This is a genomic window from Litchfieldella anticariensis FP35 = DSM 16096 (assembly GCF_000409775.1).
GTDB classification, from domain to species: Bacteria; Pseudomonadota; Gammaproteobacteria; order Pseudomonadales; family Halomonadaceae; genus Litchfieldella; species Litchfieldella anticariensis.
This window is the reverse complement of sequence record NZ_KE332377.1, coordinates 1384433-1407109: the sequence shown is the minus strand read 5'-3', so window position 1 is coordinate 1407109 and position 22677 is coordinate 1384433. Positions and strand designations below refer to the sequence as shown.

Annotated in this window: 20 protein-coding genes; 8 read left to right on the top strand and 12 right to left on the bottom strand. The window is 59.8% G+C overall.

The window, feature by feature from the left end; all coding sequences use genetic code 11:
• Positions 1 to 79: 79 nt before the first annotated feature.
• From hutH to hutI, 4 genes are read right to left on the bottom strand one after another with little or no spacing between them, the layout of a single operon-like run.
• On the bottom strand, positions 80 to 1612 hold the full coding sequence (gene hutH, locus L861_RS06510) for a histidine ammonia-lyase (RefSeq protein WP_016415782.1): 1533 nt from the start codon (positions 1610 to 1612) through the stop codon (positions 80 to 82).
• Positions 1612 to 3315 (bottom strand): urocanate hydratase, encoded by a 1704-nt coding sequence (gene hutU / locus L861_RS06505; RefSeq protein ID WP_016415781.1) that lies wholly within the window; start codon positions 3313 to 3315, stop codon positions 1612 to 1614. The genes hutH and hutU overlap by 1 nt, the downstream gene beginning before the upstream one ends.
• Before the next feature lie 24 nt (positions 3316 to 3339).
• Positions 3340 to 4284, bottom strand: a complete 945-nt coding sequence (gene hutG / locus L861_RS06500) for a formimidoylglutamase (protein ID WP_016415780.1) — start codon at positions 4282 to 4284, stop codon at positions 3340 to 3342.
• Positions 4274 to 5491 carry an imidazolonepropionase gene (gene hutI, locus L861_RS06495; RefSeq protein ID WP_016415779.1) on the bottom strand — a complete coding sequence of 406 codons (1218 nt, stop codon included), beginning with the start codon at positions 5489 to 5491 and terminating at the stop codon, positions 4274 to 4276. The genes hutG and hutI overlap by 11 nt, the downstream gene beginning before the upstream one ends.
• 306 nt (positions 5492 to 5797) lie before the next feature.
• Between hutI and L861_RS06490 the strand changes: the two genes are divergently transcribed.
• Positions 5798 to 7126 carry a YjiH family protein gene (locus tag L861_RS06490; RefSeq protein WP_016415778.1) on the top strand — a complete coding sequence of 443 codons (1329 nt, stop codon included), beginning with the start codon at positions 5798 to 5800 and terminating at the stop codon, positions 7124 to 7126.
• 70 nt (positions 7127 to 7196) lie between these two features.
• On the opposite strand, the gene hutC is transcribed toward L861_RS06490, so the two are convergent.
• Complete coding sequence (gene hutC / locus L861_RS06485; RefSeq protein ID WP_016415777.1) at positions 7197 to 7958, bottom strand: histidine utilization transcriptional repressor HutC; 762 nt, start codon at positions 7956 to 7958, stop codon at positions 7197 to 7199.
• Between the two features lie 74 nt (positions 7959 to 8032).
• Here hutC and L861_RS24890 point away from each other — a divergent pair, with 74 nt between their 5' ends.
• The 6 genes from L861_RS24890 to L861_RS06460 all read left to right on the top strand — a co-directional run bounded on the left by L861_RS24890 (position 8033) and on the right by L861_RS06460 (position 10879).
• Positions 8033 to 8380: a hypothetical protein gene (locus L861_RS24890; RefSeq protein WP_201766418.1), complete on the top strand. Its 348-nt coding sequence runs from the start codon at positions 8033 to 8035 to the stop codon at positions 8378 to 8380.
• Complete coding sequence (locus tag L861_RS25285) at positions 8343 to 8666, top strand: DUF2000 domain-containing protein (RefSeq protein WP_016415775.1); 324 nt, start codon at positions 8343 to 8345, stop codon at positions 8664 to 8666. The genes L861_RS24890 and L861_RS25285 overlap by 38 nt, the downstream gene beginning before the upstream one ends.
• A gap of 268 nt (positions 8667 to 8934) precedes the next feature.
• On the top strand, positions 8935 to 9555 hold the full coding sequence (locus L861_RS06475) for a LysE family translocator (protein ID WP_016415774.1): 621 nt from the start codon (positions 8935 to 8937) through the stop codon (positions 9553 to 9555).
• Positions 9556 to 9573: 18 nt separating this feature from the next.
• Positions 9574 to 10041, top strand: coding sequence for a hypothetical protein (locus tag L861_RS06470; RefSeq protein ID WP_016415773.1), 468 nt, complete (start codon positions 9574 to 9576; stop codon positions 10039 to 10041).
• A gap of 160 nt (positions 10042 to 10201) precedes the next feature.
• Positions 10202 to 10504, top strand: coding sequence for a type II toxin-antitoxin system HigB family toxin (locus tag L861_RS06465; RefSeq protein WP_016415772.1), 303 nt, complete (start codon positions 10202 to 10204; stop codon positions 10502 to 10504).
• A 3-nt stretch (positions 10505 to 10507) separates the two neighbouring features.
• A complete protein-coding gene (locus tag L861_RS06460) occupies positions 10508 to 10879 on the top strand; it encodes a helix-turn-helix domain-containing protein (RefSeq protein WP_016415771.1) in 372 nt (123 codons plus the stop codon).
• Between the two features lie 42 nt (positions 10880 to 10921).
• On the opposite strand, the gene L861_RS06455 is transcribed toward L861_RS06460, so the two are convergent.
• From L861_RS06455 to leuS, 6 genes are all read right to left on the bottom strand, one after another.
• A complete protein-coding gene (locus L861_RS06455) occupies positions 10922 to 12172 on the bottom strand; it encodes an ABC transporter substrate-binding protein (RefSeq protein ID WP_016415770.1) in 1251 nt (416 codons plus the stop codon).
• A gap of 60 nt (positions 12173 to 12232) precedes the next feature.
• Complete coding sequence (locus L861_RS06450) at positions 12233 to 13486, bottom strand: ABC transporter substrate-binding protein (protein WP_016415769.1); 1254 nt, start codon at positions 13484 to 13486, stop codon at positions 12233 to 12235.
• Between the two features lie 49 nt (positions 13487 to 13535).
• On the bottom strand, positions 13536 to 15665 hold the full coding sequence (locus L861_RS06445; protein WP_016415768.1) for a putative bifunctional diguanylate cyclase/phosphodiesterase: 2130 nt from the start codon (positions 15663 to 15665) through the stop codon (positions 13536 to 13538).
• A gap of 681 nt (positions 15666 to 16346) precedes the next feature.
• Complete coding sequence (gene holA / locus L861_RS06435) at positions 16347 to 17405, bottom strand: DNA polymerase III subunit delta (RefSeq protein ID WP_016415766.1); 1059 nt, start codon at positions 17403 to 17405, stop codon at positions 16347 to 16349.
• 12 nt (positions 17406 to 17417) lie between these two features.
• The gene (locus L861_RS06430; RefSeq protein WP_016415765.1) at positions 17418 to 17909 is read right to left on the bottom strand and encodes an LPS-assembly lipoprotein LptE; all 492 of its coding nucleotides are present in this window, start codon (positions 17907 to 17909) and stop codon (positions 17418 to 17420) included.
• Positions 17910 to 17939: 30 nt separating this feature from the next.
• Positions 17940 to 20522 (bottom strand): leucine--tRNA ligase, encoded by a 2583-nt coding sequence (gene leuS / locus L861_RS06425; protein WP_016415764.1) that lies wholly within the window; start codon positions 20520 to 20522, stop codon positions 17940 to 17942.
• Between the two features lie 229 nt (positions 20523 to 20751).
• Between leuS and L861_RS06420 the strand changes: the two genes are divergently transcribed.
• Positions 20752 to 21267 carry a zinc ribbon-containing protein gene (locus L861_RS06420; protein ID WP_016415763.1) on the top strand — a complete coding sequence of 172 codons (516 nt, stop codon included), beginning with the start codon at positions 20752 to 20754 and terminating at the stop codon, positions 21265 to 21267.
• Between the two features lie 5 nt (positions 21268 to 21272).
• Here L861_RS06420 and L861_RS06415 read toward each other — a convergent pair whose 3' ends face one another.
• On the bottom strand, positions 21273 to 22619 hold the full coding sequence (locus L861_RS06415) for a hypothetical protein (protein ID WP_016415762.1): 1347 nt from the start codon (positions 22617 to 22619) through the stop codon (positions 21273 to 21275).
• Positions 22620 to 22677: the final 58 nt, after the last annotated feature.

Sequence of the window (22677 nt, the reverse complement as noted above, 5' to 3'; positions counted from 1 at the left end):
AAGACGAGCGACGATAGCGCCGCCGCTTGGCGACGCGTTCGATATGAGCGCTCCCGCGCCGGCAAGGCGCGGGCCGGACTCAGTGGCTGGGCAACAGCGTCGCTGGCACCAGGTCACTCAAGGTGCGGTCGAGCAACAGCTCGGTGGCGGCCTCGATATCCGGAGCGAAGAAGCGGTCCTTGTCGTAGTAGGAAACACGCTCGCGCAGGATGTGACGTGCCCGCTCCAGAGGTTCGGTGGTCTTGAGACCGCTACGGAAGTCGAGCCCCTGGCAGGCGGCCAGCCACTCGATGGCCAGGATGCCGCGCACGTTGGCGGTCATATCCCACAGCCGCTTGCCGGCGGCCGGTGCCATGGAAACATGGTCTTCCTGGTTGGCCGAGGTCGGCAGGCTGTCGACGCTGTGTGGGTGGGCCAGGGCCTTGTTTTCGCTGGCCAGTGCCGCCGCCGTGACCTGGGCGATCATGAAGCCGGAATTGACGCCGCCGTTCTCGACCAGGAAGGGCGGCAAACGTGACATATGCTCGTCCATCATCAGCGAGATGCGTCGCTCGGTGAGAGAGCCGATCTCGGCGATGGCCAGCGCCAGGTTGTCGGCGGCCATGGCCACCGGCTCGGCGTGGAAGTTGCCGCCGGAGATGATGTCGCCTTCCGCGGCGAATACCAGCGGGTTGTCCGATACGGCGTTGGTCTCTACCGCCAGCACCTCGGCGGCCTGGCGAAGCTGCGTCAGGCAAGCGCCCATCACCTGGGGCTGACAGCGCAACGAGTAGGGGTCCTGGACCTTGCCACAGTTGGTATGGGAGTCACTGATCTCACTGCGTTCGCCCAACAGATGACGATAGGCTGCGGCAGCGTCGATCTGGCCCTGTTGACCGCGTATGGCATGGATACGCGCATCGAATGGCGCACGTGAGCTGAGTGTGGCCTCCACGGTCAGTGCACCGCACACCGTAGCGGCGGCATACAGGTCCTCGGCCTCGAACAACCCTCGCAGGGCGTAGGCGGTGGAGACCTGGGTACCATTGAGCAGTGCCAGGCCCTCCTTGGGTGCCAGAGCGAGTGGCTTGAGGCCGGCGATCTCCAGCGCCTGACGGGCCGGTAGCCACTCGCCCTTGTAGCGGGCCTTGCCTTCGCCGAGCAATACCACGCTCATGTGCGCAAGCGGTGCCAGATCGCCGGAAGCACCCACCGAGCCCTTGAGCGGAATGTGCGGATAGACTTCGGCGTTGACCAGTGCCACCAGAGCGTCGAGCACCTCGCGGCGAATGCCCGAGAAGCCGCGTGCCAGGCTGTTGACCTTGAGCACCATGATCAGCCGCACCAGATCATCGCTCATGGGGTCGCCGACACCGGTGGCGTGTGACAGCACCAGTGAGCGCTGCAGATCCTGTAGGTGGTCCTTGTCGATGCGGGTCTGGGCCAGCAGGCCGAAACCGGTGTTGATGCCATAGACGGTGCGATCTTCCGCTACTACCCGGTTGACGCAGTCGACGCCATTCTGAATCGCTTCATCGGCACTGGTCGGCAACTCGACCTGGCACGGCGCCTGATAGACCTGGCGCAACTGCGCCAGGGTCATCTTGCCGGGATTGATCGTCATCGCTTTCATCAGTCGTTTCCCTCGTTGAGCATAGGCAGGTCAAGGCCGTTGTCGCGGGCGCATTGCTTGGCGATATCGTAGCCGGCATCGGCGTGACGCATCACCCCGGTGGCCGGGTCGTTGCGCAGCACTCGACCCAGCCGGGCGTGGGCATCGTCCGTGCCGTCGGCGACGATCACCACCCCGGCGTGCTGGGAGTAACCCATGCCCACACCGCCACCGTGGTGCAGCGAGACCCAGGTGGCGCCGCCGGCGGTGTTGAGCAGGGCGTTGAGCAGCGGCCAGTCGGAGACGGCGTCGGAGCCGTCGAGCATGCCCTCGGTCTCGCGGTTGGGGCTGGCCACCGAGCCGGAGTCGAGGTGATCGCGGCCGATCACGACCGGCGCCTTGAGTTCGCCATTGGCGACCATCTCGTTGAAGGCCTGGCCGAGGCGGGCGCGGTCCTTGAGGCCCACCCAGCAGATGCGCGCCGGCAGCCCCTGGAAGCTGATGCGTTCCCTGGCCATGTCCAGCCAGTTGTGCAGGTGCGGATCGTCGGGGATCAATTCCTTGACCTTCTGGTCGGTCTTGTAGATGTCTTCCGGGTCGCCGGACAGTGCTGCCCAGCGGAAGGGGCCGATACCCTGGCAGAATAGCGGGCGGATATAGGCCGGTACGAAGCCGGGGAAGTCGAAGGCATTCTCCACACCCTCTTCCTTGGCCATCTGGCGGATGTTGTTGCCGTAGTCGAAGGTCGGCACACCCATCTTCTGGAAGTCGAGCATGGCCTGTACATGCACCGCCATGGAGCGCTTGGCGGCCTTGACCACCGCTTCCGGCTCGGTCTCGCCACGTTCGACGTACTCGTCCCATCTCCAGCCCGAGGGCAGATAGCCGTGTAGCGGATCGTGGGCGCTGGTCTGGTCAGTGACCATGTCCGGTTTGACGCCACGCTTGACCAGCTCCGGCAGGATATCGGCGGCATTGGCGCAAAGCCCGATGGAGACGGCTTTACCCTCGGCGGTGTAGCGCTCGATACGCGCCAGGGCGTCATCCAGGTCGTCGGCCTGCTCATCCAGGTAGCGGGTGCGCAGGCGGAAGTCGATACGCGATTGCTGGCATTCGATGTTCAGCGAACAGGCGCCGGCCAGGCTCGCCGCCAGCGGCTGGGCGCCGCCCATGCCGCCAAGGCCGGCGGTGAGGATCCAGCGGCCCTTGAGATTGCCGTCGTAGTGTTGGCGTCCGGCCTCGACGAAGGTTTCGTAGGTGCCCTGGACGATGCCTTGGGAGCCGATATAGATCCACGAGCCGGCGGTCATCTGGCCGTACATCATCAGGCCCTTCTTATCCAGCTCGTTGAAGTGCTCCCAGTTGGCCCAGGCTGGCACCAGGTTGGAGTTGGCGATCAGCACGCGCGGCGCATCCTTGTGGGTCTCGAACACGCCCACCGGCTTGCCGGACTGGATCAGCAGCGACTGGTTGTCTTCCAAACGACGGAGGGTCTCGACGATCTTGTCGAAGCACTGCCAGTCACGGGCGGCGCGACCGATGCCGCCATACACCACCAGATCCTCGGGGCGCTCGGCCACGTCGGGGTGCAGGTTGTTCATCAGCATGCGCAGCGGTGCCTCGGTCAGCCAGCTCTTGCAGGACAGCTGGCTTCCGGTGGGCGCGGCGATCTTGCGGCTTGGGTCGTGACGCGGGTCGCTAGAGATCGTTTGGTGGCTGGTCATCGTGTCGTTCCTCATTGTGATACTTCAGGCATTCAGGGTCAGGTGGTGGATCAATCGAGCCGCCGCCTTGGCGGTACGGCCGTCGATATCGAAGTTCGGGTTGAGTTCAGCAATGTCGGCTACGCGCAGCTTGCCGCGATCGCGGATCCAGCGAATCAAATTCTCGATCAGTGGCAGCGAGACGCCATGGGCTGCCGGGGCGCTGACACCTGGGGCTTCCGCTGCCGGCAGTACGTCCAGATCGATGGTCAGATAGAGGTGATCGCAGTCCGCGATGAAGGCATCCAGATCACGCTTGATCATGTCGAGGTTGGTGGGGTGGATCTCATGATCCTCACGCACCAATACGTCGAGTTGAGCGGCCCGCTCGAATAGAATCCGGGTATTGGATGCACGGCTGATTCCCAGGCAGGCGTAAAGGAATGGCCAGCCACGCTCATGGCACTGCAAGGCGATTTGCGAGAAGGGAGTGCCAGAGGAGACGCCTTGCCGTGGATCACGCAGATCGAAGTGAGCGTCGAAGTTGATGATACCAATCCTGGGTGGGGACGCATGCGCCTCGAGATGCCGAGCCAAACCTAGCCAACTGCCGAATGCCACCTCGTGGCCCCCACCCAGCACGATAGGAAAGTGATTGGCATCGAGTAGGGCTCCGATACGGGCTCCCAAGGCGTGCTGGGCTATGTCCAGGGCATCCCTGTCGCAGGTGACATTGCCGGCATCGAACACTGGCCCCTCACGGTGCCAGGCGAGATTGGCCAATGCGCTGCGAATCTCCACTGGACCGGCAGCGGCTCCAGGTCGTCCCTGGTTGCGTTTTACGCCGACATCTACGCTGAAACCGATCAGCGCCACGCCGCCTTGGCTATCGTCGGCGAGTGGCTGGATTACCTGATGCCAGCGAGTGCTGTCGGGTTCCTGATCGATACGTCCTTTCCAGACGCGCATGTCGACATCATCAGTTTTCATGGCTTACCTCACCGCGGAAAATGCGTTGTTTGAGACGCCCGGCCTGCACGGCATAAGCCAGTTCCGCTGCCGTATCGATGTTCCAGAGGCAGAGGTCGGCAGGGCCCCCGACATAAATGCGGCCCAGCTCGTTTCGGCCAAGTGCACGGGCGCCATGTGCGGTCATGCCGGCCAGTGCCTCCTGGGGAGTAAGGCGGAACAGGATGCAGGCGAAGTTGAGCATCAGGGTGGGGGAGAAAATTGGTGAACTGCCCGGGTTGGCGTCGGTCGCCAGCGCTATGGGAACGCCGGCTTCGCGGAGTGCCGCGATAGGTGGAAGTTTGGTCTCACGCAAAGTGTGGAAGGCGCCAGGCAGCAGCACGGCAGTACTGCCCGCTTCGCGCAAGGCGGCCACGCCTGCCTCGTCCAAGTATTCGATATGGTCGGCGGAAAGTGCCCCATAGCGAGCGGCAAGTGTGGTGCCGCCCAGATTGGAAAGCTGCTCGGCATGTGCCTTGATCGGCAGCCCATACTCGCGAGCTGCTTGGAAGACGCGTTCGCATTGTGCCACCGAGAAGGCGATTTTCTCACAGAAGACATCCACCGCATCGACCAAGCCTTGTTTGGCCGCGGCTGGGATCATCTCGTGGCAGACCAGGTCGATGTATCCATCGCTGTCGTCCTGGAATTCAGGAGGCAGGGCATGAGCGCCGAGTAGAGTGGTGGTCACTCTTACTGGAAGTGTTTCGCCCAGGTGGCGTGCCACGCGCAGCATCTTGAGCTCGTCTTCGACGGTTAGGCCATAGCCGGACTTGATCTCTACCGTCGTCATGCCATCGGCGATCATCGCCTGCAGACGGGGAACCGCAACCTCGAAGAGTTCCTCCTCACTGGCCTCGCGAGTCGATCGCACGGTGCTGAGGATGCCACCACCTGCTTGGGCTATCTCTTCATAGCTGGCGCCTTCCAGGCGTTTTTCGAACTCGTCCGCACGTCCGCCGCCGAATACCAGATGAGTGTGGCAGTCCACCAGACCCGGAGTCATGACCCCGCCACGGCCCATTTCCCGGCACTCGCTTGCCAGCGCTTCGTCGAGGCGCGACATGGGTGTCAGGTTGGTGACTCTTTCTCCCTCCACGATCACCGCCATGCGCTCCGGTAGGGTGTTGTGTCCGTCGAAAACGCGGACGTCACGCCATAGTCGCTTGGTCGACTGGTTATCTGACATACGGTCTCCCGTTGGGTATATTTGTATATACATTTAGAGCAAGCCTTTGGTGACGTCAACCCCGGTGGCTTCTTGGACCATCCATGGCAGGTGCCATGGGTCGATGCTCTCACTCTGAGTGTTTATATAATGATATGAATTAATTGAATTATTAAGATTTTCCGATGAAGTGGTCGATGAACAATGAGCATGTCTTTTAGACTAAAGTATAGAGGCTTGTTTCCAGTGTGGGCTGGTGGTGTGGGATATTGTATTGTATATACATATGCAGGCTCACAAGACAACCACAAAGGAGGAGCTTTCCCCATGGCAAGCCAGGAGCAGGCGCCGGGCATCGCGCGACGTCCGTCACCGACCACCATTCTCAAACTGTTCGTACCCAGCGCACTGGGTATTTTCATCTTCTTCGTGCCATTGACGATTGCTGGCCGCACCACCATCCCGCTCGATCATATGGTCACCGGTGCACGCACCCTGCTCGGCGATCTCAGTGGTTTCTACGCCTTGGCGCTGATTGTCGCCGGCGCGCTCTATCCGCTGGTCAAGGGCCACTGGCGGCGCAGTCTCACCGAACGAATCTTCACTGTGCTCAAGCTGGCTGGGGTGGTGGCGGCGCTGATGGCGTTGACGGGCTGGGGGCCGGGATTTCTCCACGAACCCGACATGCTGCCTTTCCTATTCGACAAGCTGGTGATTCCGGTGGGGCTGATCGTACCCATCGGCGCGGTATTCCTGGCATTGTTGATTAGCTATGGCTTACTCGAGTTGGTTGGCGTGCTGCTACAGCCGGTGATGCGACCGATATGGCGTACCCCAGGGCGCTCCGCGATCGATGCGGTGGCTTCCTTCGTCGGCAGCTACTCGATTGGTCTGTTGATCACCAATCGCGTCTACCAGGCCGGACAGTACTCGGCCCGCGAGGCAGCGATCATCGCCACCGGTTTTTCCACCGTTTCGGCGACCTTCATGATCATTGTCGCCAAGACGCTGGATTTGATGAGTGTCTGGAACGCCTATTTCTGGCTGACGCTGGCCATCACCTTTCTGGTCACGGCGATCACTGTACGTGTACCACCGCTGTCCAGGATGAATGACGAAAAGACCGATGGTGAACCCGCGGCCTCTTCCGGCAAGCGGCTCTCCACCGCCTGGAACACTGGGCTGGATGTCGCCGCTAAGGCTCCGAGCCTGCCGAAGAGCGTGGCAGTCAATGTGCGCGAGGGGCTGGTAATGGCGATCAGCATCCTGCCGTCGATCATGTCGGTGGGGTTGTTAGGGTTGCTGGCAGCCAAGTACACGCCGCTGTTCGAGTGGCTAGGTTGGCTGTTCTATCCGTTTGTGGCGATCTGGGGGCTGGAAGAGGCCGCTGTGCTGGCACAAGCCTCCGCCGCGGGTCTGGCTGAGATGTTCCTGCCGGCGCTGTTGATGGGAGATGCCGGTTTCGTGGCACGCTTCGCCGCCGGCGTGGTCTCGGTGTCGTCGGTGCTGTTCTTCTCTGCCTCGATCCCCTGCATTCTCTCCACCAGCATTCCTATCTCGGTGGGGCGGATCGTGGTGATCTGGTTCATTCGCCTGGCGCTAAGCCTGATGTTGGCGGTGCCGGCGGGATATCTGGTTGCTATGTCAGCACTCTGAGGCTCTGAACGGTACAGAGCGTGAACTCGCTCTCATGGACGACACGCCGCAATGGCCTGACCCGCAGCGGTCAGGCCGTTCTATTTCGTGTGGGAGGCGTCGCTGATGCATTGGCCTCGCTGACGCGCTTGTGCAATGAAGAGCGCAGCTTGTAGCGGTCGCCGGGATGGATCAGTCGGGCATAGCTGATCAGGTGGTCGTCCGACCATGTGCGTCGGGTCATGCATAGGCAGGGAGTGGTCATACCCGTCTCCAACCAGGTTGCAGTACGCTCATCAACCAACACTGCTTCTACCACATGTTCGATATCGGTGATGGGGCAGGCTGCCACTAGCACTTCGTTGGGGGTGTGCAGCGAGAAATCGGTTTCCAGGTAGTCCGGTACCCAGCGTGGATTGACGAAGCGGTTCTCGAGCTGGATGGGAATGCCGTTCTCGCGATGCACGATCAAGGTGTGGAAGACGCGTGTGCCTAGGCGCACGCCCAGGCGTAAAGCGACTTCGTCGTCAGCCTCGATGGCCTCACAACGCAGTACGTCGTTGCTGTAGTCATGTCCTCGACCGCGTACCTCCTCGGCGATGTTGTGCACATCGAGCAGTGAGGACTCAGCCTTGCGGTCGGTGACGAAGGTACCAAGCCCTGGCTGGCGCACTAAGTAGCCTTGCTGTACCAGATCGCGAATGGCCTTGTTGGCGGTCATACGACTAACACCGAAATCCCGTGCCAACTGCTCCTCTGGTGGGATCTGGTGATGTGCCGGCCACTCACCGCCTTGGATCTTCTCCAGCAGGTGCTGCTGAATTTGCAGGTAGAGTGGGGGAGAACTGCCCATGGGCTGCCGTGAATCCTTTCGCTAAGAGAATGTGTCGCTCAGTTTACCTTCCCCTGGCCTGCTAGGCACGTGGCATGCTGGTGTCAACGTGGGTGATGGCGAGTTGTGTTGATCCAGGGAATGAACGAATCCTGAAATGGACTGGCAACTTCGTTAAGCTGGATCAGTTCAATGGCGTCGGGAATGAAGGTGGACAATGGAGTGCTTCGCTTACCAGGCCCTCGTTCTTGCCCATGATGAATGGATATTATGCTGGTCGTATGCAAGGGTGGAATATGAGTGAACTGCCGGATGAAAACGAAAAAAGATTCATTGCCGTCTTGAACAAGAAAATGGATCTGGGGCGAACGTTGAATGTCTTGGGGCATTTGAGCGTCGGTTTGCTTGGTTTGTTACCCCCCCGATCAGGCCAAATTCGTTGATTACGTTGACAAGGATGAGAATGTTCACCCCGGCATTTCGCACTATCCCTTTATCGTACTGAAGGCGGAAAACTCAAATAAAATTAGAAGAGTAAGGGAAGAGGCTCTTTCCCAGGATATCAAGTTTACCGATTTTGCTCATACCATGATGGAAGGAGGCTCTGTTGCCCAGCAAGCATTGACGAGGGAGACCCGAGAAAGCGACTTGGAATATCTTGGGATATGCTTGTTTGGAGAGACAGAGGTTTTGCGGGAGTTTACAAAGAAATTTAGTCTGTATAGATAATGGAAGGATATCGAGTTTAAAGGCGAAGCATCTCCACTAGGGAGGCGCTGATTTATGTCGCGAGCGATGAGAGGTTGGCTGCCGCCGGAGCGCAATAACCGGGGTTTACGCGGTGTTAAATGAGGATTCTGACCGGGCTGGCGCACCAGCACCGTCGGCAGTCAAGATATCGAGCGTAGTAATGAATCAGTGTTTCCCTAGCGGCTTGTCCGGCTGTGATAGAGGGGCGGTAGCCTTTTTTGTTTGATGTTCGGAAGGAAATAACACAATGAACATGACCACACTGCTTTTCTTCGTTCCGGCTTGTTTCGCGCTGAACATGGCGCCGGGGCCGAACAATCTCATGTCGATGAGCAATGCCAAGCATTATGGTGTGCGGACCGCGTGCCTGGCTGGTATCGGCAGGTTGTCGGCATTCGTGATTATGATCGCTCTTGCCGCATCGGGTTTGGCGACCGTCTTGCTTGCATCGGAACGACTTTTCTTCATCGTCAAGGTGTTAGGTGCCTGCTATCTATTCTGGTTGGCCTTCCAGTTGTGGGTGGCTGGAGCGTCCGGTGAAGACATGGCGCCAATGAAGAATATGACATTGGTCGGGCTTGCCAGGCAGGAATTTCTGTTGGCGGCGGGAAATCCCAAAGCAATTCTGATATTCACGGCGTTTCTTCCCCAGTTCGTGGATCCCGCAGGTAATGTCGCCTGGCAGTTCTTCGTATTGGGCACCTCGTTCCTGATGCTGGAGTGGATAGCGATAGCGGCTTATGCATGTTTCGGGGCTTTCTTGCGGCACTGGTTCTCGCGCCCGGCCATGCGGCAATGGTTCAACCGTTGTTGTGCCGGGCTATTGGCCAGTGCCGGGGTGGGGTTACTGGTGGCTCGCAGAGAGTGATGACCAGAGGACGACCGGATGCGAGCGATCGATTGGCGCGCCGCGATATGGGCGGGCATTGTCGCCGGGATCGTGGCAACTGCGCTACAGATCGTCCTGTGGGCGGTATTCGGCCATCCGCTGCCCGAGACTCTCTACCGCGATGCGCGGTTCGTGGCCGCGATCGTGCTTGGGCAGGATGTGCTGCCACCGCCGGCGTCGTTCGTGCCGCTGGTGTTTTCGGTGGCTACCCTGGTGCACTTCGCGCTCTCCATCGCGTACGGGATCGCAATTGCGATGCTGGTCTTGCGGCGGCTGCTGCTGCCGGGGTTGATCGTCGGCCTACTGTTCGGCGCCGCGCTGTTCGCCGTCAACCTGTATGGGTTCACCGCCCTGTTCCCCTGGTTTGCTGCGGTGCGCGATCCGATCACCTTCGCTGCACATCTGGCGTTCGGTGCCACCGCGGCGCTCACATACCGGTTGGTCAGTGGAACTGGGGTGGAGTAGGAGCGACCAATTTTGGCGAAATGTCCTGCCACGCCGAGCCCATGGCGGACCACTCCGCGCTTACCTCTAGCAGTGCGCGGCATGCATTCCACTGCCACTCTGTCCCGTCTTGGGAACTTCTCTTCTTGCATGGGGTCCCATAATGGGACAAGATGGACCGATGAGGATCATTGCCATCAAGAATCTGCGCGACTTCTGGGCACAGCACCCTGATGCCAAGGTACCACTGGAAGCCTGGATCGATGAAGTGAAGCATGCTGACTGGAAAGATGCGCATGACATCAAGGCCAAGTATCGGAGCGCCAGTCCAGTAGGCAATAAGCGTGTCGTGTTCAACATCAAGGGCAACGACTACCGGTTGATCGTCGCTGTTGCCTACCGGTTCGGCGCGGTCTACATCAAGTTCATCGGCACTCACGCGCACTATGACAAGGTGGATGCCGAAACCATAGAGATGGAGTAACCCATGGATATTCGCCCCATTCGCAGCGAGGACGATTACCGAGCCGCCCTGAGGGAAGTGTCCGCCTACTTTGACAATGAGCCGGAACCTGGCAGCGAAGAGGGCGACCGCTTCGAGATCCTCATGACGCTGGTCGAGGCCTACGAGGCCAAGCACTTTCCCGTGGACCTGCCGGACCCCATCGAGGCCATCAAGTTTCGCATGGAGCAGCAGGGGCTCACGCCCAAGGATCTCGAACCCGCCATTGGCCGGCGTAACCGCGTCTATGAGATCCTGAATGGCAAGCGGAACCTGACCCTTGCCATGGTCTGGAAACTTCACGAAATGTTCGGCATTCCGGCCGAGAGCCTGATCAAGCCCCCTCACCATGCCTGATATTCGCCTTCGAATCGAACTATTCCTGTGACGGTGGCCTGTTCAACCCTGCTTGATCACCTGATACAGACGCTGCTGAGCGGTTCGGCTGGAGATGGATTCGTCATTGAAGAAATCGCTCAGGACTCCTATCCAGCCTTCCGACATTTGCGAGGGCATGGCCATCGATTGCGCGCTGACCCTGTGTTCGTCGTTCATGAGCATATGTAGCCCTAGTCGACCGCAACGATCGAGTCCGGCGGGATCGATGTCGGTTCGTACCGGCAGCGAGCCCTTGAGGCGGCTGAACGCGACCTGATTGTTGGGGGCGAGCACCATGCGGGCGAACGCCTGTTGCGCCTGGGTCTCGCCTTCGCGGGTGGTGAGCGGGAAGGCAAAGGCATCGATTACCGTGAAATAGGCAATCGAGGTGCCGGGCGCGAGGTTGCAACCGAAGTCCCGGTCAGCGGCATAACCGAGGGAAATGAGCTCGCCCTTGGCCCAATCGCCCATGAATTGCATGCCGGCCTCGCCGCGCCCGATCATGGCGGTGGCGTCCGCCCAGGTCTTGTCCGCCCGTGCCGCCGGCGGTTCGACATAACGGGATAGACGCCGAAGCATATCGAGCGCATCCAGCATGCGTGGATCGAGGACGGCTTCCGCCTCCGCGTCGATGAGCCGCGAATATCCCGCGTCTCCCATCATGTAGTACATGATGTCATTGAAGAGCAGCGAAGCTTCCCATGGGCCGGAGCCCATCGCAACAGGCAGATACCCCGCCGCTTTGATCCGGTCGGCGGCCATGAATATGTCGTCCCATGTCTTCGGTGTTTCCAGCCCCAGCTCATCGAATATCTTCTGGCTGGTCCAGAGCCAGTTTTCGGCGTGAATATCCGACGGCGCGAAATACACCTCGCCCTGGTAGCTGATCCGATCGAGAACGAAACTGGGGAGCACATCGCGCCAGTGATCTTTCCGTGCCACAGGATCGATATCCTGCACGATCCCCATTTCAGGTAACTCATGGGAGCCCTCGTTCGCGTTCCACTGCATCACGGCTGGCGGGTAGCCATTGGCAATCCGTTCACTGACAATCCGCTGTACCGCTCCCTTGTCTGCCGCCGGAAGATCCACCCAGCGGTTTCCGGCACCGGTCCAGGCCTGTCTGTAAACGTCGAGTGCCGCGGACTCGCTTTTCGATATCCAGAAATGCACGACGTCGACTGTGCTGCGCTCGTCGGCGACGGCAGGCCCTTGTGAACTCGCGGCCATCATGGTTGCTGTGAAAAAGAGGGCGCTTAATGAAGGTTTCATCGGAACTATCGCTTTCCTTCTTAACTCCGGATACAGAGTCGTTTCTGTGCCAGCGGCCCGTCAGCCCTCGCTGGCAAGCTGATGCAAGCGTTGCTGGGCGGTCTGGCTCGAGATGGTATCGTCGTCAAAAAAATCGGCGAGTATGTCGATCCAGACGACCGCCACATGTGATGGCATTGCCCTCGAGTGTACGACGCCGTCCACGGTGTCTTCATTCAAGAGCCTCTGCAGCCCCAACTGGCCGCAGTGGTCGAGCCTTTTGGGATCGACGTCGGTGCGTACCGGCAGCGAGCCCTTGAGGCGGCTGAACGCGAGCTGATTGTCGGGAGCGAGCACCATACGCGCGAACGCCTGTTGCGCCTGGGTCTCGCTCTCGTGGGTGGTCAGCGGGAAGGCAAAGGCATCGATCACGGTGAAATGGGAGATCGCGGTGCCTGGTGTGAGGTTGCAACCAAAGTCACGGTCGGCGGTGTAGCCGAGTGAAACGAGCTCGCCCTTGGCCCAGTCGCCCATGAATTGCATGCCGGCCTCGCCGCGCCCGACCATGGCGGTGGCATCCGCCCAGGTCTTGCCCTCACGGGCCGCCGATGGGGCGACATAGCGGGATACACGGCGCAACAGATCGAGCGCATCCAGCATGCGTGGGTCGAGCACCGCTTCCGCATCGCCGTTGAAAACCCGCGAATACCCCTCCGCGCCCATCGCGTAATACATGATGTTGTGGAAGAGCAACGCGATTTCCCAGGGGCTCGCGCCAAGGGCGATAGGCAGGTAGCCCGCTGCCTCGATTCGGTCGGCGGCCGCGAAGATATCGTCCCAGGTTTCGGGTGTCGCGAGGCCGAGTTCGTCGAAGATCTCCCGGCTGGTCCAGAGCCAGTTCTCGACGTGGATATCCGATGGCGCGAAATACACCGTGCCCTGATAGCTGATGCGTTCGAGCACGAAGCCGGGCAGCAGGTCGCGCCAATGCTCTTCCCGTGCGACCGGTTCGATGTCATTGACGATCCCCATCTCGGGTAGTTCCCTGGCACCCTCGTCCACATTCCACTGCATTACCGCCGGTGAATAGCCATTGGCGATGCGGTCGCTGACGATCCGTTTGACGGCAGCTTCGCTATCGGCAGGCAGGTCCACCCAATGGTTACCGGTCCGGGTCCAGGCCTGTCGGTAAACATCGAGCGCCGCGGATTCGCTCTTCGATACCCAGTAATGCACGACGTCGACCGTGATGCCTGGGGCGGCGAGGGCGGCATTCTGGGCGTTGGAGGCCATCATGGTTGCTGCCAGACAAAGACCTTTCAACAGCAGTTTCATCCGTTTTTCCTGTTAATCCGCTATCACCCGAATTCCGCTGTCGGTGACTTCAGCGCGCATTCAAGGTCGAGGTGTCGGCGCCCACCATGTGCGTTGCGGAATCGGGCGATTCAATGCCTTGCAGGTGCCGAGCGGTTCCGGATTTCTTCAGCCAGCGCCCTTTGACTTCGCTACCCGGCATTGGCTTGGCGAACAGGTATCCCTGGCCGATTTCGCAACCCGCCTCCAGAAGGAACTCGCGCTGTGCTTCGGTTTCGATGCCTTCCGCTACGCAGCGCTTGCCTAGATTGCGTGACAGATCGACCATCGCCTGGATGATCTGTTCGGATCGGTTGTCTAGCCCGATATCGGCGACGAAACCGCGATCGATTTTCAACTCGTCGAAGGGAAAGTCGCGTAGATGCAGGAGTGAGGCAAAGCCGGTTCCGAAATCATCGAGCGCAATGGATACTCCTTGTTCGCGGAAGCGCGTCATCGATGCATGTATGCGCTCGGCATATCGGTTGAGGAAAACATCCTCCGTCACCTCGATGGTCAGGTTGTGCCAATCGAGGTCGTATTCGCGGATAGCCGAGGCGAGTATTTCGAACCCATTCTCGTTGATCAGAAGCGCCTCCGGCAGGTTGATGGCGACGGGCCGGGGCAGAAGCCCAGCCTCATTCCATGCCTTGAGATCGCGGCATACGCCCCTTGCGACAGCGCATGTCATGTCACCGATGAGACGTGGGTCTTCCATCAAGGGCAGAAAAGCGCCCGGCGCAAGCAGGCCAAGTGTGGGGTGATTCCAACGGACGAGCGCCTCGAACCCCAGGTGGTCTCCCTTCCTCAGGCCAACCTTGGGTTGATAATGCACGATGAACTCGTCGCGGTCGGCCGCGCCGACGAGAGCTGCAGCCATTTCATTCTGTTCCAGTTGCGAGGCGAGTGTCGCTTCGTCGAAGACGACGGCATTGTTCCGCCCGCTCTTGGCGGCATAGAGTGCAAGGTCGGCGACACGGACGAGGCCGGATTCATCCGTTGCATGAGTGGGAACAGTGGCACCGCCGACGCTGGCCGATATCCGCAGTGTGTTGTCCTCGTACGGGAAATCCACTGCTATCGCACTGACGACACGATCGGCTATTGCGTTGAGATGGGCTTCATCACCGATACCGGGCAGCAGAACAGCGAATTCATCCCCGCCGATACGGGCAATGATGTCGTCGGTGCGGAAGACGTTGCGGAAAGTACGTGCGACATGGTGAAGCGTGGCATCGCCGGCTGGATGGCCAAAGCTGTCGTTGATCGCCTTGAAGTGGTCCAGGTCGACGAGCAGTATGGAGAAACCGGTGCCGTCCCTTTCAAAACGGCGGAACAGATCGTTGAGCGCTGAATTGAAAAAGGAGCGGTTCTTGAGCGCGGTGAGTGCATCCGTCTGGGCAAGGTGGGTGAGTTTGTGCTCGAAGTCCATTTTCCGATGGTGTTCGCTGCGCAACTTTTTCAATAACGGATAGAACAGGACGATGCTTGCCAGAATGGAAATCACCGCGAGCATGAGAAGAAGGGCAGTGCTGATCGACACCGCGTTGCCGATGCTGGCGTCGCTGCGGTTGTGGGCTTGTTGGATGAGATCGTTGAAGTGGCGCATGAGGATGCTGTCGGCCGAGGCCGCGAAGTCGATTGGCCCCCAGAAGGTGTATCGCCGCCGCCGGTCTTCGCGGCTGGTATCGACCACTCTTTCGGCGCGTGAGAGAAAAACCTCGAGCCGCCGGTTGAGGTCGAGGTAGAGGTCTTCATCCGCTGAGTCCTGAGGGGTGATCCGCTCTAGGAGATTATCGCTCAGGCGCCTGTGCATGGTCTTCAGCCGACTCATTATGCCTCGAATATCGGCAATGGCTTCACGCACATCGCCAAGCATCGGCTGGATGATGTATTCGGGCAGATCGGGATCGGCGGATGCGCTCATGACCGCGCGTGTCTGATTGGCGAGTTGCTGAAATCGGATGAACTGACGGCTGGTCAGAAAACTGATTTCCTGCTGTATCGCATGGCGGTCAAGTGCGATCTTGACCGTCAGATAAGTTGCTCCAATGAGCAGAGTCATGATGATGGTGGCGCTAATATAGTATCGGCCGATAGAGCGAATGTATCTTTCGACCGAAGAACCAGGTTTCGGTGAAAGCATCGATATTTCAGGCATGCTGCGTTGCTCTTCGGAGTAACGTTGTTGTCATTCTTTCCGACCCCGTCAACACGGTTTCAGGCTCATGAGCTTGTGTGATCTTGGCAGGAACCTGCGAGACTTCGATAGTTCATGCCAGTGTTTGAAGGTCCTTGGGCGATCAATGCCACTGCGTCCTACAGCTTTGTAGTGGCCACGTAGCCCAATAGTAACGTGGTTTCAATACGGTGTGGACTTACAGCACGGTTGATGTGCCTGTTTTTCGGCTAGGGGTGCGTTTTTTGGATAATCAGCGCTACTGTTCATCAAAGATTGGTGATGTCGTTTTCGAGCTTTATCCAGCCGCGACAGGAAGTCTGATTCCCTTGGTGCGCGATTAGGCTTCAATATGGTTGTCGAGGAAGCTCTGGAATCAATGTCTATGCGTCGGGAAGGTCAAGTGTTTTCCCGGTTGGACGACGGTATTGCTGTTGCAGATCCCAATGGGATTAAATGAGAAGTAAATAGCCATGTGGCATAATGATTTGGGTTGGGGCATGCAGTGCGGTGCGATCAACAAGCGCCCCGAGTTTGAAGCCTATTGGGCAGGACTGAAGGAGCGGCCGGCGCAACGTCGTAGTGAAGAATTCATCGAGCAGATGACGACACAAAGGCATAGGTCGACGGGCAGGCGTTCACCTGAGCTTCATGCAAAGAACGTCAGCTAACCTTATAGGACAGCGGCGATTCCGCCAGCAGCCCGCGTCCGCCGGCGAGCGTCAGGGCCAGGTCGTGCAGGCCGTCCCACAGTGGAATGTCGCTGGCGCCCTTTATCGCCAGGTCGAGGCGCTGTGAGAATAGCAGCAGCTTGTGCAGGCGCTTGACCGGCAGACGGTTCAGAGCCTGCTGGTAGGCTGGGCGACGTTTGTCGAAGATTGGCGGCTTCTGGGCCTTGCAGGCGTGCTCGAAGCTCTGGCCTTGGTCGAGATGTTGATACAGCGACAACAAGGTGCGTAGCTCTCGGGTCAAGGACCACAGGATGATCGGGGCTTCCACGCCTTCACCGCGCAGGCCGCGGATGATGCGTGAGGCGCGCTCACGCTCACCGCGCAGGCAGGCGTCAGCCAGAGTAAAGACATCGAAGCGCGCGCTGTCTTCGACCCCTCCGGCGATGGTGGCAGCATCCAGACGGGAGCCGGGCGGTAGCAGCAGTGCCAGTTTCTGCAGTTCCTGATCGGCAGCCAGCAGATTGCCCTCGGTACGCTCGCCAAGCAGGCGAGCGGCATCCATGTCCAGCGTCAGGCCATAGCGGCCGGCACGATCGCGCATCCAGAATCCCAGGCGCTGATGGTCCACTGGCCAAACCGGAACGTACAAGCCTGCCTTGTCCATTGCCTTGAACCACTTGCTCTGCTGCAGCTTGCGGTCGAGCTTGGCGGCAGAGATCAACAACACGTTGTCACTGTCCTGAAGTCTCTCGGCATAACCCTCCAAGGCCTTGCTGCCTTCCTGCCCTGGGGACTGGCTCCCGAGACGTAACTCGATCAGCTTGGCGGAAGCAAACAGCGACAGGCTAGCGGCGGATTCGAGTAACCGGCCCCACTGGAAGCCATTCTCGACATGCAGGATCTCGCGCTCCTCGATGCCTTGTTCGCGAGCCCTGGCGCGTACGGCATCGCAAGCTTCCATGTGGATCAAGGGTTCGTCACCGGCGACGATCACCACCGGTGGGAGTTTCTTGGCCAGGGTCTCGGGGAGCTTGTCAGGGAAGACTTTCATGGCATGGCTCGGTTAACGTTCAGCCAAGGGCCGCAGCCGCTCGATCAATTGTCGTGCGGCATCGCGGCGTAATTGCTCTTGGGCTTCTGCTCGGATGTCTTCCTGGGCCAACAGCTCGTCGTCACTGACGCTGATGGTGGTGACGACATCGAGCTGTTGCTGGTTGAGCAAATAGGCGCCATCGGTAGTGCGTTGTACCGAGAAGGGGGCGGTGAGCCGCAGTTCGACGTCCTGACTGCCGGCATCCCCGTGCGTCAGAGAAGCTTCCTGGAAGCGCTCCTGACCAAGGTTGAGTTGTAGAGGGGCGCGCTCGTCGATGCGAGTGCCGGCATTTTCCAGCGCTTCACGCACCACAGGAGTCAGCTCACCGTCGGCAGCGTTCAAGGCCAGGGAATCCAAGGTCAGTACTGGGGTATTTAGGCCGCGTAGATGGAAGCCGCAACCACTGACTCCCAGCGCCGTGACGCCAGCAAGCGAAAGATACAGAAAATGTCGGCGCTTCATGGGGCGTTTCCCTTGCACTAGCACGTTGAATTAGCTGACCACGATGTTGACCAGTTTGCCAGGTACCACGATCACCTTGCGCACCGTCTTGCCTTCGAGATGACGTTGAACGTTCTCGGCAGCCATGGCTTGAGCCTCGATGGCAGACTTGTCGGCATCGGCCGGGACATCCAGACGTGCCCGTAACTTGCCATTGACCTGCACCACCAGTTCGATACTGTCCTTGGTCAATGCCGCTTCATCGGTTTTGGGCCACGTGGCGTCGATCACTGGCTCATCGTGGCCTAGCTCGCGCCATAGGGCGTGGCAGGCATGTGGGGTGATCGGTGCCAGCAGTAGCACGCAGGCTTCCACGGCCTCGCGAGCCACGGCCAGGCCCTGAGGGGTGGTATCATCGAAGCGGGCTATAGCGTTGCTAAGCTCCATCACGGCGGCAATGGCGGTGTTGAAGGTGGTGCGACGGCCGATATCGTCGCTGGCTTTACTGATGGTCTCGTGGGTCTTGCGACGCAGCGCCTTCTGATCATCGTCAAGGGCGTTCGCATCCAGCGTTCCAGGCGTGCCAGCCTCGAGGTGTTCGGCGGCCAACCGCCACAGGCGCTTGAGGAAGCGATGGGCGCCCTCGACACCGGAATCCGACCACTCCAGCGACTGCTCGGGCGGAGCGGCGAACATCATGAACAGGCGTACCGTGTCGGCACCAAAGCGGTCGATCATGGCTTGCGGGTCGACGCCATTGTTCTTGGATTTGGACATCTTCTCGATGCCACCCATTTCCACCGGCTGGCCATCCTGGATCAGGGCCGCGCTCACCGGGCGACCCTTTTCGTCGCGCTTGACCTCGACGTCTGCCGGGTTGAACCACTCTTTGCCGCCGTTGGCAGTGGGGCGGTAGAAGGTCTCGGCGATCACCATGCCTTGGGTAAGCAGTTGCTGGAAGGGCTCGTCGGAGTTCACCAGGCCGAAGTCGCGCATCAGCTTATGGAAGAAGCGTGCATAGAGCAGGTGCAGGATGGCGTGTTCGATACCACCGATGTAGAGGTCGACCGGCAGCCAGTAGTCGCCACGCTCGTCGAGCATGGCGTCCTTGTTGTCGGCGCAGCAGAAGCGTGCATAGTACCAGGACGATTCCATGAACGTGTCGAAGGTATCGGTCTCGCGGGTCCAGCCGTCGCCCAGGTCATAGAAGGCCGGCATCTTCTTCAACGGAGAGCCCGACGCATCGACGGTGACTTCCATCGGCAATTCGACCGGCAACTCGTCGTCGGTGAGTGGCACGGTCTGGCCCTCGGGGCCGTACTTGACCGGGATCGGGGCGCCCCAGTAGCGCTGGCGGGCCACGCCCCAGTCGCGCAGACGGAAGTTGGTCTTGACCTCGCCATGACCTTGCTCTTCTAGGCGTGCGGCAATGGCGTCGAAGGCTGCCTGAAAATCGAGCCCATCGAACTCGCCGGAATGAATCAGGGCGCCGTATTCCAGATGGGCACCCTGTGAGAGGTCCGGGACCTGGCCGTTTTCGTCGGTGATCACTGCCTCGATCGGCAGGCCATACTTGGTGGCGAATTCCCAGTCGCGCTGGTCATGACCGGGCACCGCCATCACCGCGCCAGTGCCGTATTCCATGAGCACGAAATTGGCGACATACACCGGCACCCGGCGCCCGCTGATGGGATGGACGGCCTGGTAGCCGGTATCCATCCCCTTTTTCTCCACGGTGGCGAGTTCGGCCTCGGAGGTGCCGACCCGATTGCACTCTTCGAGGAAGTCGGCCAACGGCGGGTTGTCTTCAGCAGCCTTGCGCGCCAGCGGGTGGCCGGCCGCCACGGCCATGTAGGTCACCCCCATCAGGGTGTCGGGGCGCGTGGTGTAGATGCGCAGTGGCTCGAAAGCATCGCCGTTGTGGTCGGCAATATCGAAGTCCATCTCCACACCTTTCGATTTGCCGATCCAGTTGCGTTGCATGGTCTTGACCTGCTCGGGCCAATCGACCTTGTCAAGATCGGCGAGCAGTTCCTCGGCGTAATCGGTGATCTTGAGGAACCACAGCGGGATCTCCTTACGCTCGACCAAGGCGCCGCTGCGCCAGCCGCGGCCATCGATGACCTGCTCGTTGGCGAGCACCGTCTGATCCACCGGGTCCCAGTTGACAGCGGCCATCTTCTTGTAAACCAAGCCTTTTTCCACCAGCTTGGTAAAGAACCATTGCTCCCAGCGATAGTAGTCGGCATCGCAGGTGGCAAACTCTCGATCCCAGTCGTAGGCGAAGCCCAACGCCTTCAACTGACGACGCATATAATCGATGTTGTCAAAGGTCCACTTGGCCGGCGGCACGCGATTCTGAATCGCCGCGTTTTCCGCCGGCATACCAAAGGCGTCCCAGCCCATGGGTTGCAGCACGTTCTTGCCCCGCATGCGTTGGAAGCGCGATACCACGTCACCGATGGTGTAGTTGCGCACATGCCCCATGTGCAGTTTGCCGCTGGGGTAAGGGAACATCGACAGGCAGTAGAACTTCTCGCGGTTGGTATCTTCCACCGCCTTGAAGCACTGGTTCTTTTCCCAGAACTGCTGGGCGTCGCGTTCGGTTTCGTGGGGCTTGTACTGTGCGTCCATCGGTCTCAATAGGCACCTTGCGTTGGAATGGCGAATGCCCGGACGCGGCCTGCGTACCGGGGATGACGCCAAGGGGCGATCGATCGTGTCAATCTCGGCCGGAAATGCCGCTTGAGAACGGAAATCCTTGAAGGCACGAGAAGATAGCGTCTAAATGGTGACTAAGCATACCGCAGTGGGGCGCTTGCAGGTAGGGGCTCCGTGGCCAGGCTGGAATCAGGAGAACGTCATGAGCGAGAACAGGGAACAACGCGAACATCGGATGCGCCAAGGCTATGAGCGCGTGCTGTCGCGCCTGAAGGAGGGCGCGGACGAGTTGTCATGGGAAAACTTGCAGAAGGACCTCGACGAAGCGGTGGAATTCGAGGCCGAACTGGAGGAGTTCACCAAGGATGAGTTGTCGCTGTTGCGCGCTTGGGTCGAGCGCGATCTCAAGGATATGCGCCGCTATCTGGCGGCTGGTGGTGAGGGAGTGGCCAGTTGGTTGGGGATCGACTTGTCGGTGTTGTCACGTAAAGTGACGGATGCCCTGTTCTCGATCGCCGACCGCTCAATCGTCGACAAGGCGCGCCTGGACGACGACCTGGAAGCTGCCCAAGCCGATTACTGTGAGGGAGAGATTGCCGCCCCTGGGCGTATGGCCTGCGTGCACTGCGGAGCGCAAGTCGAATTGCAAAGCGTAACGCGGCTCGAACCGTGCCACCAATGTGGCCACCGTTACTTCTCACGGGTGTCGGAAGCTTGAACGGTCTACAAGACGGCGTCCATTAACGCAATGGCAGCGAATACCAGGCACGACATCATCAGGGCGTAGGGGATATTGAGCTTCATCAGGCGATAGCCGTTGATGCCGTAGCGCCCCTGCAGTGACAGATTGATACCCGATAGGGGGCCGATAGCGGCCCCCACTCCCCAGGCGGCGAGTGACACGAACCCCAGCAACGTATGGTTGGTGGTGTCGAGGTCGAGCATCGAGGCCAGTGCCGAGACACCGATGATTGGGTGTAGCCCCGCGACGGCACTGATCACGATCGCCACGTAACTGATCGATGCCTCGAGCGCGCCGAACTCATCGAACAGCACCCACTGGTTCCCGGTGGCTGCCTGAGTGAAAGTCGATAACCCCAGCGTGAACAATCCCGCGGATAGGAATAACGTGACCTCGCCGCGCATGGCCGGCAGTCGAGTACGAGCATGTTGCAGGGTACGTCGCACGGGCCAGGACAAGCCGTGGGGCAGGTTGATCAGCAGTGCCACGGCAGGGATCAGGAAAGTGATGATGCTGACGATGGAAAGCGAGGGCGTGATGACGTAGTGGAACAGCATCACCAGCGCAGCCATCGCCACCGGCAACAACAGGCTGGCCGGTGACAGTGTGAAACCTTGGGTGTCCTCGAGGGCGAAACGGTGGGGTATCTCGAGACGGGTGATCAGACCGGCCAACACTGCCAGCGGCAGGCCGAAAATCAGGACGCCAGCGTAGGCCATGTCCGGTGCCACGCTCATCGCCACCCCCATCGAGGCGAAGAACGGCGACCAGAAAGCGGCGCTCGACAGGCCGCGGTTGAGAGTCAATAGCTGTGCCGTTTCCAGCCGGCCACGAGCCCTGATGTGATCGCCGACCATGAATACCGACGACAGATTGAGGATGGCGCCAAGCAGATGGACGCTCAGCCAGGTATTGACCACGCCACGTGCACCAGTGCTGGAGCGTTCGCCGCCGGGCGCGTGCCGGCCGCCGATCAGGCCGAGGAAGCTCACCCCTACCAGCATGGCTACCACATAAGTGTTGCCGGTCAGGATGCCGAACCAGTCGATCTCGGCGCGATAGCGGAATTGACTGATGGCGAGCAGTGCCAGGCCGATGACAGAAAGCCCCCCGGCTTGGAGTCGAGTACGCGGGTCGAGGTCGCGCCACAGCAACAGTGCCGCCAGCCAGAACGCATAACCGATCAGATCGGGATTGAGCGGGGCGTTGGCGAATTGCGAAATCTGCAGCAGCAAGCCGACAAGGATCGCGATGCCCGCCACCATCTGACGTGAAGAGGTGCCCGTATCGAAGCTGGTGTCGGTGCTGAGCGTGTCCTTGCTAGGCATGAGAAGAGGATTCCAAGCTAAAAGTTAGCATCCTAGGCAACCTTGTCATGTCCGACAA

Coding starts and splice junctions, on each gene's coding strand:
- hutU (WP_016415781.1), bottom strand. CDS start 3,315: ATGACCAGCCACCAAACGATCTCTAGCGACCCGCGTCACGACCCAAGC.
- L861_RS06450 (WP_016415769.1), bottom strand. CDS start 13,486: ATGAAACTGCTGTTGAAAGGTCTTTGTCTGGCAGCAACCATGATGGCC.
- leuS (WP_016415764.1), bottom strand. CDS start 20,522: ATGGACGCACAGTACAAGCCCCACGAAACCGAACGCGACGCCCAGCAG.
- L861_RS06465 (WP_016415772.1), top strand. CDS start 10,202: ATGAGGATCATTGCCATCAAGAATCTGCGCGACTTCTGGGCACAGCAC.
- L861_RS06415 (WP_016415762.1), bottom strand. CDS start 22,619: ATGCCTAGCAAGGACACGCTCAGCACCGACACCAGCTTCGATACGGGC.
- L861_RS06475 (WP_016415774.1), top strand. CDS start 8,935: ATGAACATGACCACACTGCTTTTCTTCGTTCCGGCTTGTTTCGCGCTG.
- L861_RS06430 (WP_016415765.1), bottom strand. CDS start 17,909: ATGAAGCGCCGACATTTTCTGTATCTTTCGCTTGCTGGCGTCACGGCG.
- L861_RS06490 (WP_016415778.1), top strand. CDS start 5,798: ATGGCAAGCCAGGAGCAGGCGCCGGGCATCGCGCGACGTCCGTCACCG.
- hutC (WP_016415777.1), bottom strand. CDS start 7,958: ATGGGCAGTTCTCCCCCACTCTACCTGCAAATTCAGCAGCACCTGCTG.
- hutG (WP_016415780.1), bottom strand. CDS start 4,284: ATGAAAACTGATGATGTCGACATGCGCGTCTGGAAAGGACGTATCGAT.
- L861_RS24890 (WP_201766418.1), top strand. CDS start 8,033: ATGCTGGTGTCAACGTGGGTGATGGCGAGTTGTGTTGATCCAGGGAAT.
- L861_RS06455 (WP_016415770.1), bottom strand. CDS start 12,172: ATGAAACCTTCATTAAGCGCCCTCTTTTTCACAGCAACCATGATGGCC.
- hutI (WP_016415779.1), bottom strand. CDS start 5,491: ATGTCAGATAACCAGTCGACCAAGCGACTATGGCGTGACGTCCGCGTT.
- L861_RS06460 (WP_016415771.1), top strand. CDS start 10,508: ATGGATATTCGCCCCATTCGCAGCGAGGACGATTACCGAGCCGCCCTG.
- holA (WP_016415766.1), bottom strand. CDS start 17,405: ATGAAAGTCTTCCCTGACAAGCTCCCCGAGACCCTGGCCAAGAAACTC.
- L861_RS06470 (WP_016415773.1), top strand. CDS start 9,574: ATGCGAGCGATCGATTGGCGCGCCGCGATATGGGCGGGCATTGTCGCC.
- hutH (WP_016415782.1), bottom strand. CDS start 1,612: ATGAAAGCGATGACGATCAATCCCGGCAAGATGACCCTGGCGCAGTTG.
- L861_RS06420 (WP_016415763.1), top strand. CDS start 20,752: ATGAGCGAGAACAGGGAACAACGCGAACATCGGATGCGCCAAGGCTAT.
- L861_RS06445 (WP_016415768.1), bottom strand. CDS start 15,665: ATGCCTGAAATATCGATGCTTTCACCGAAACCTGGTTCTTCGGTCGAA.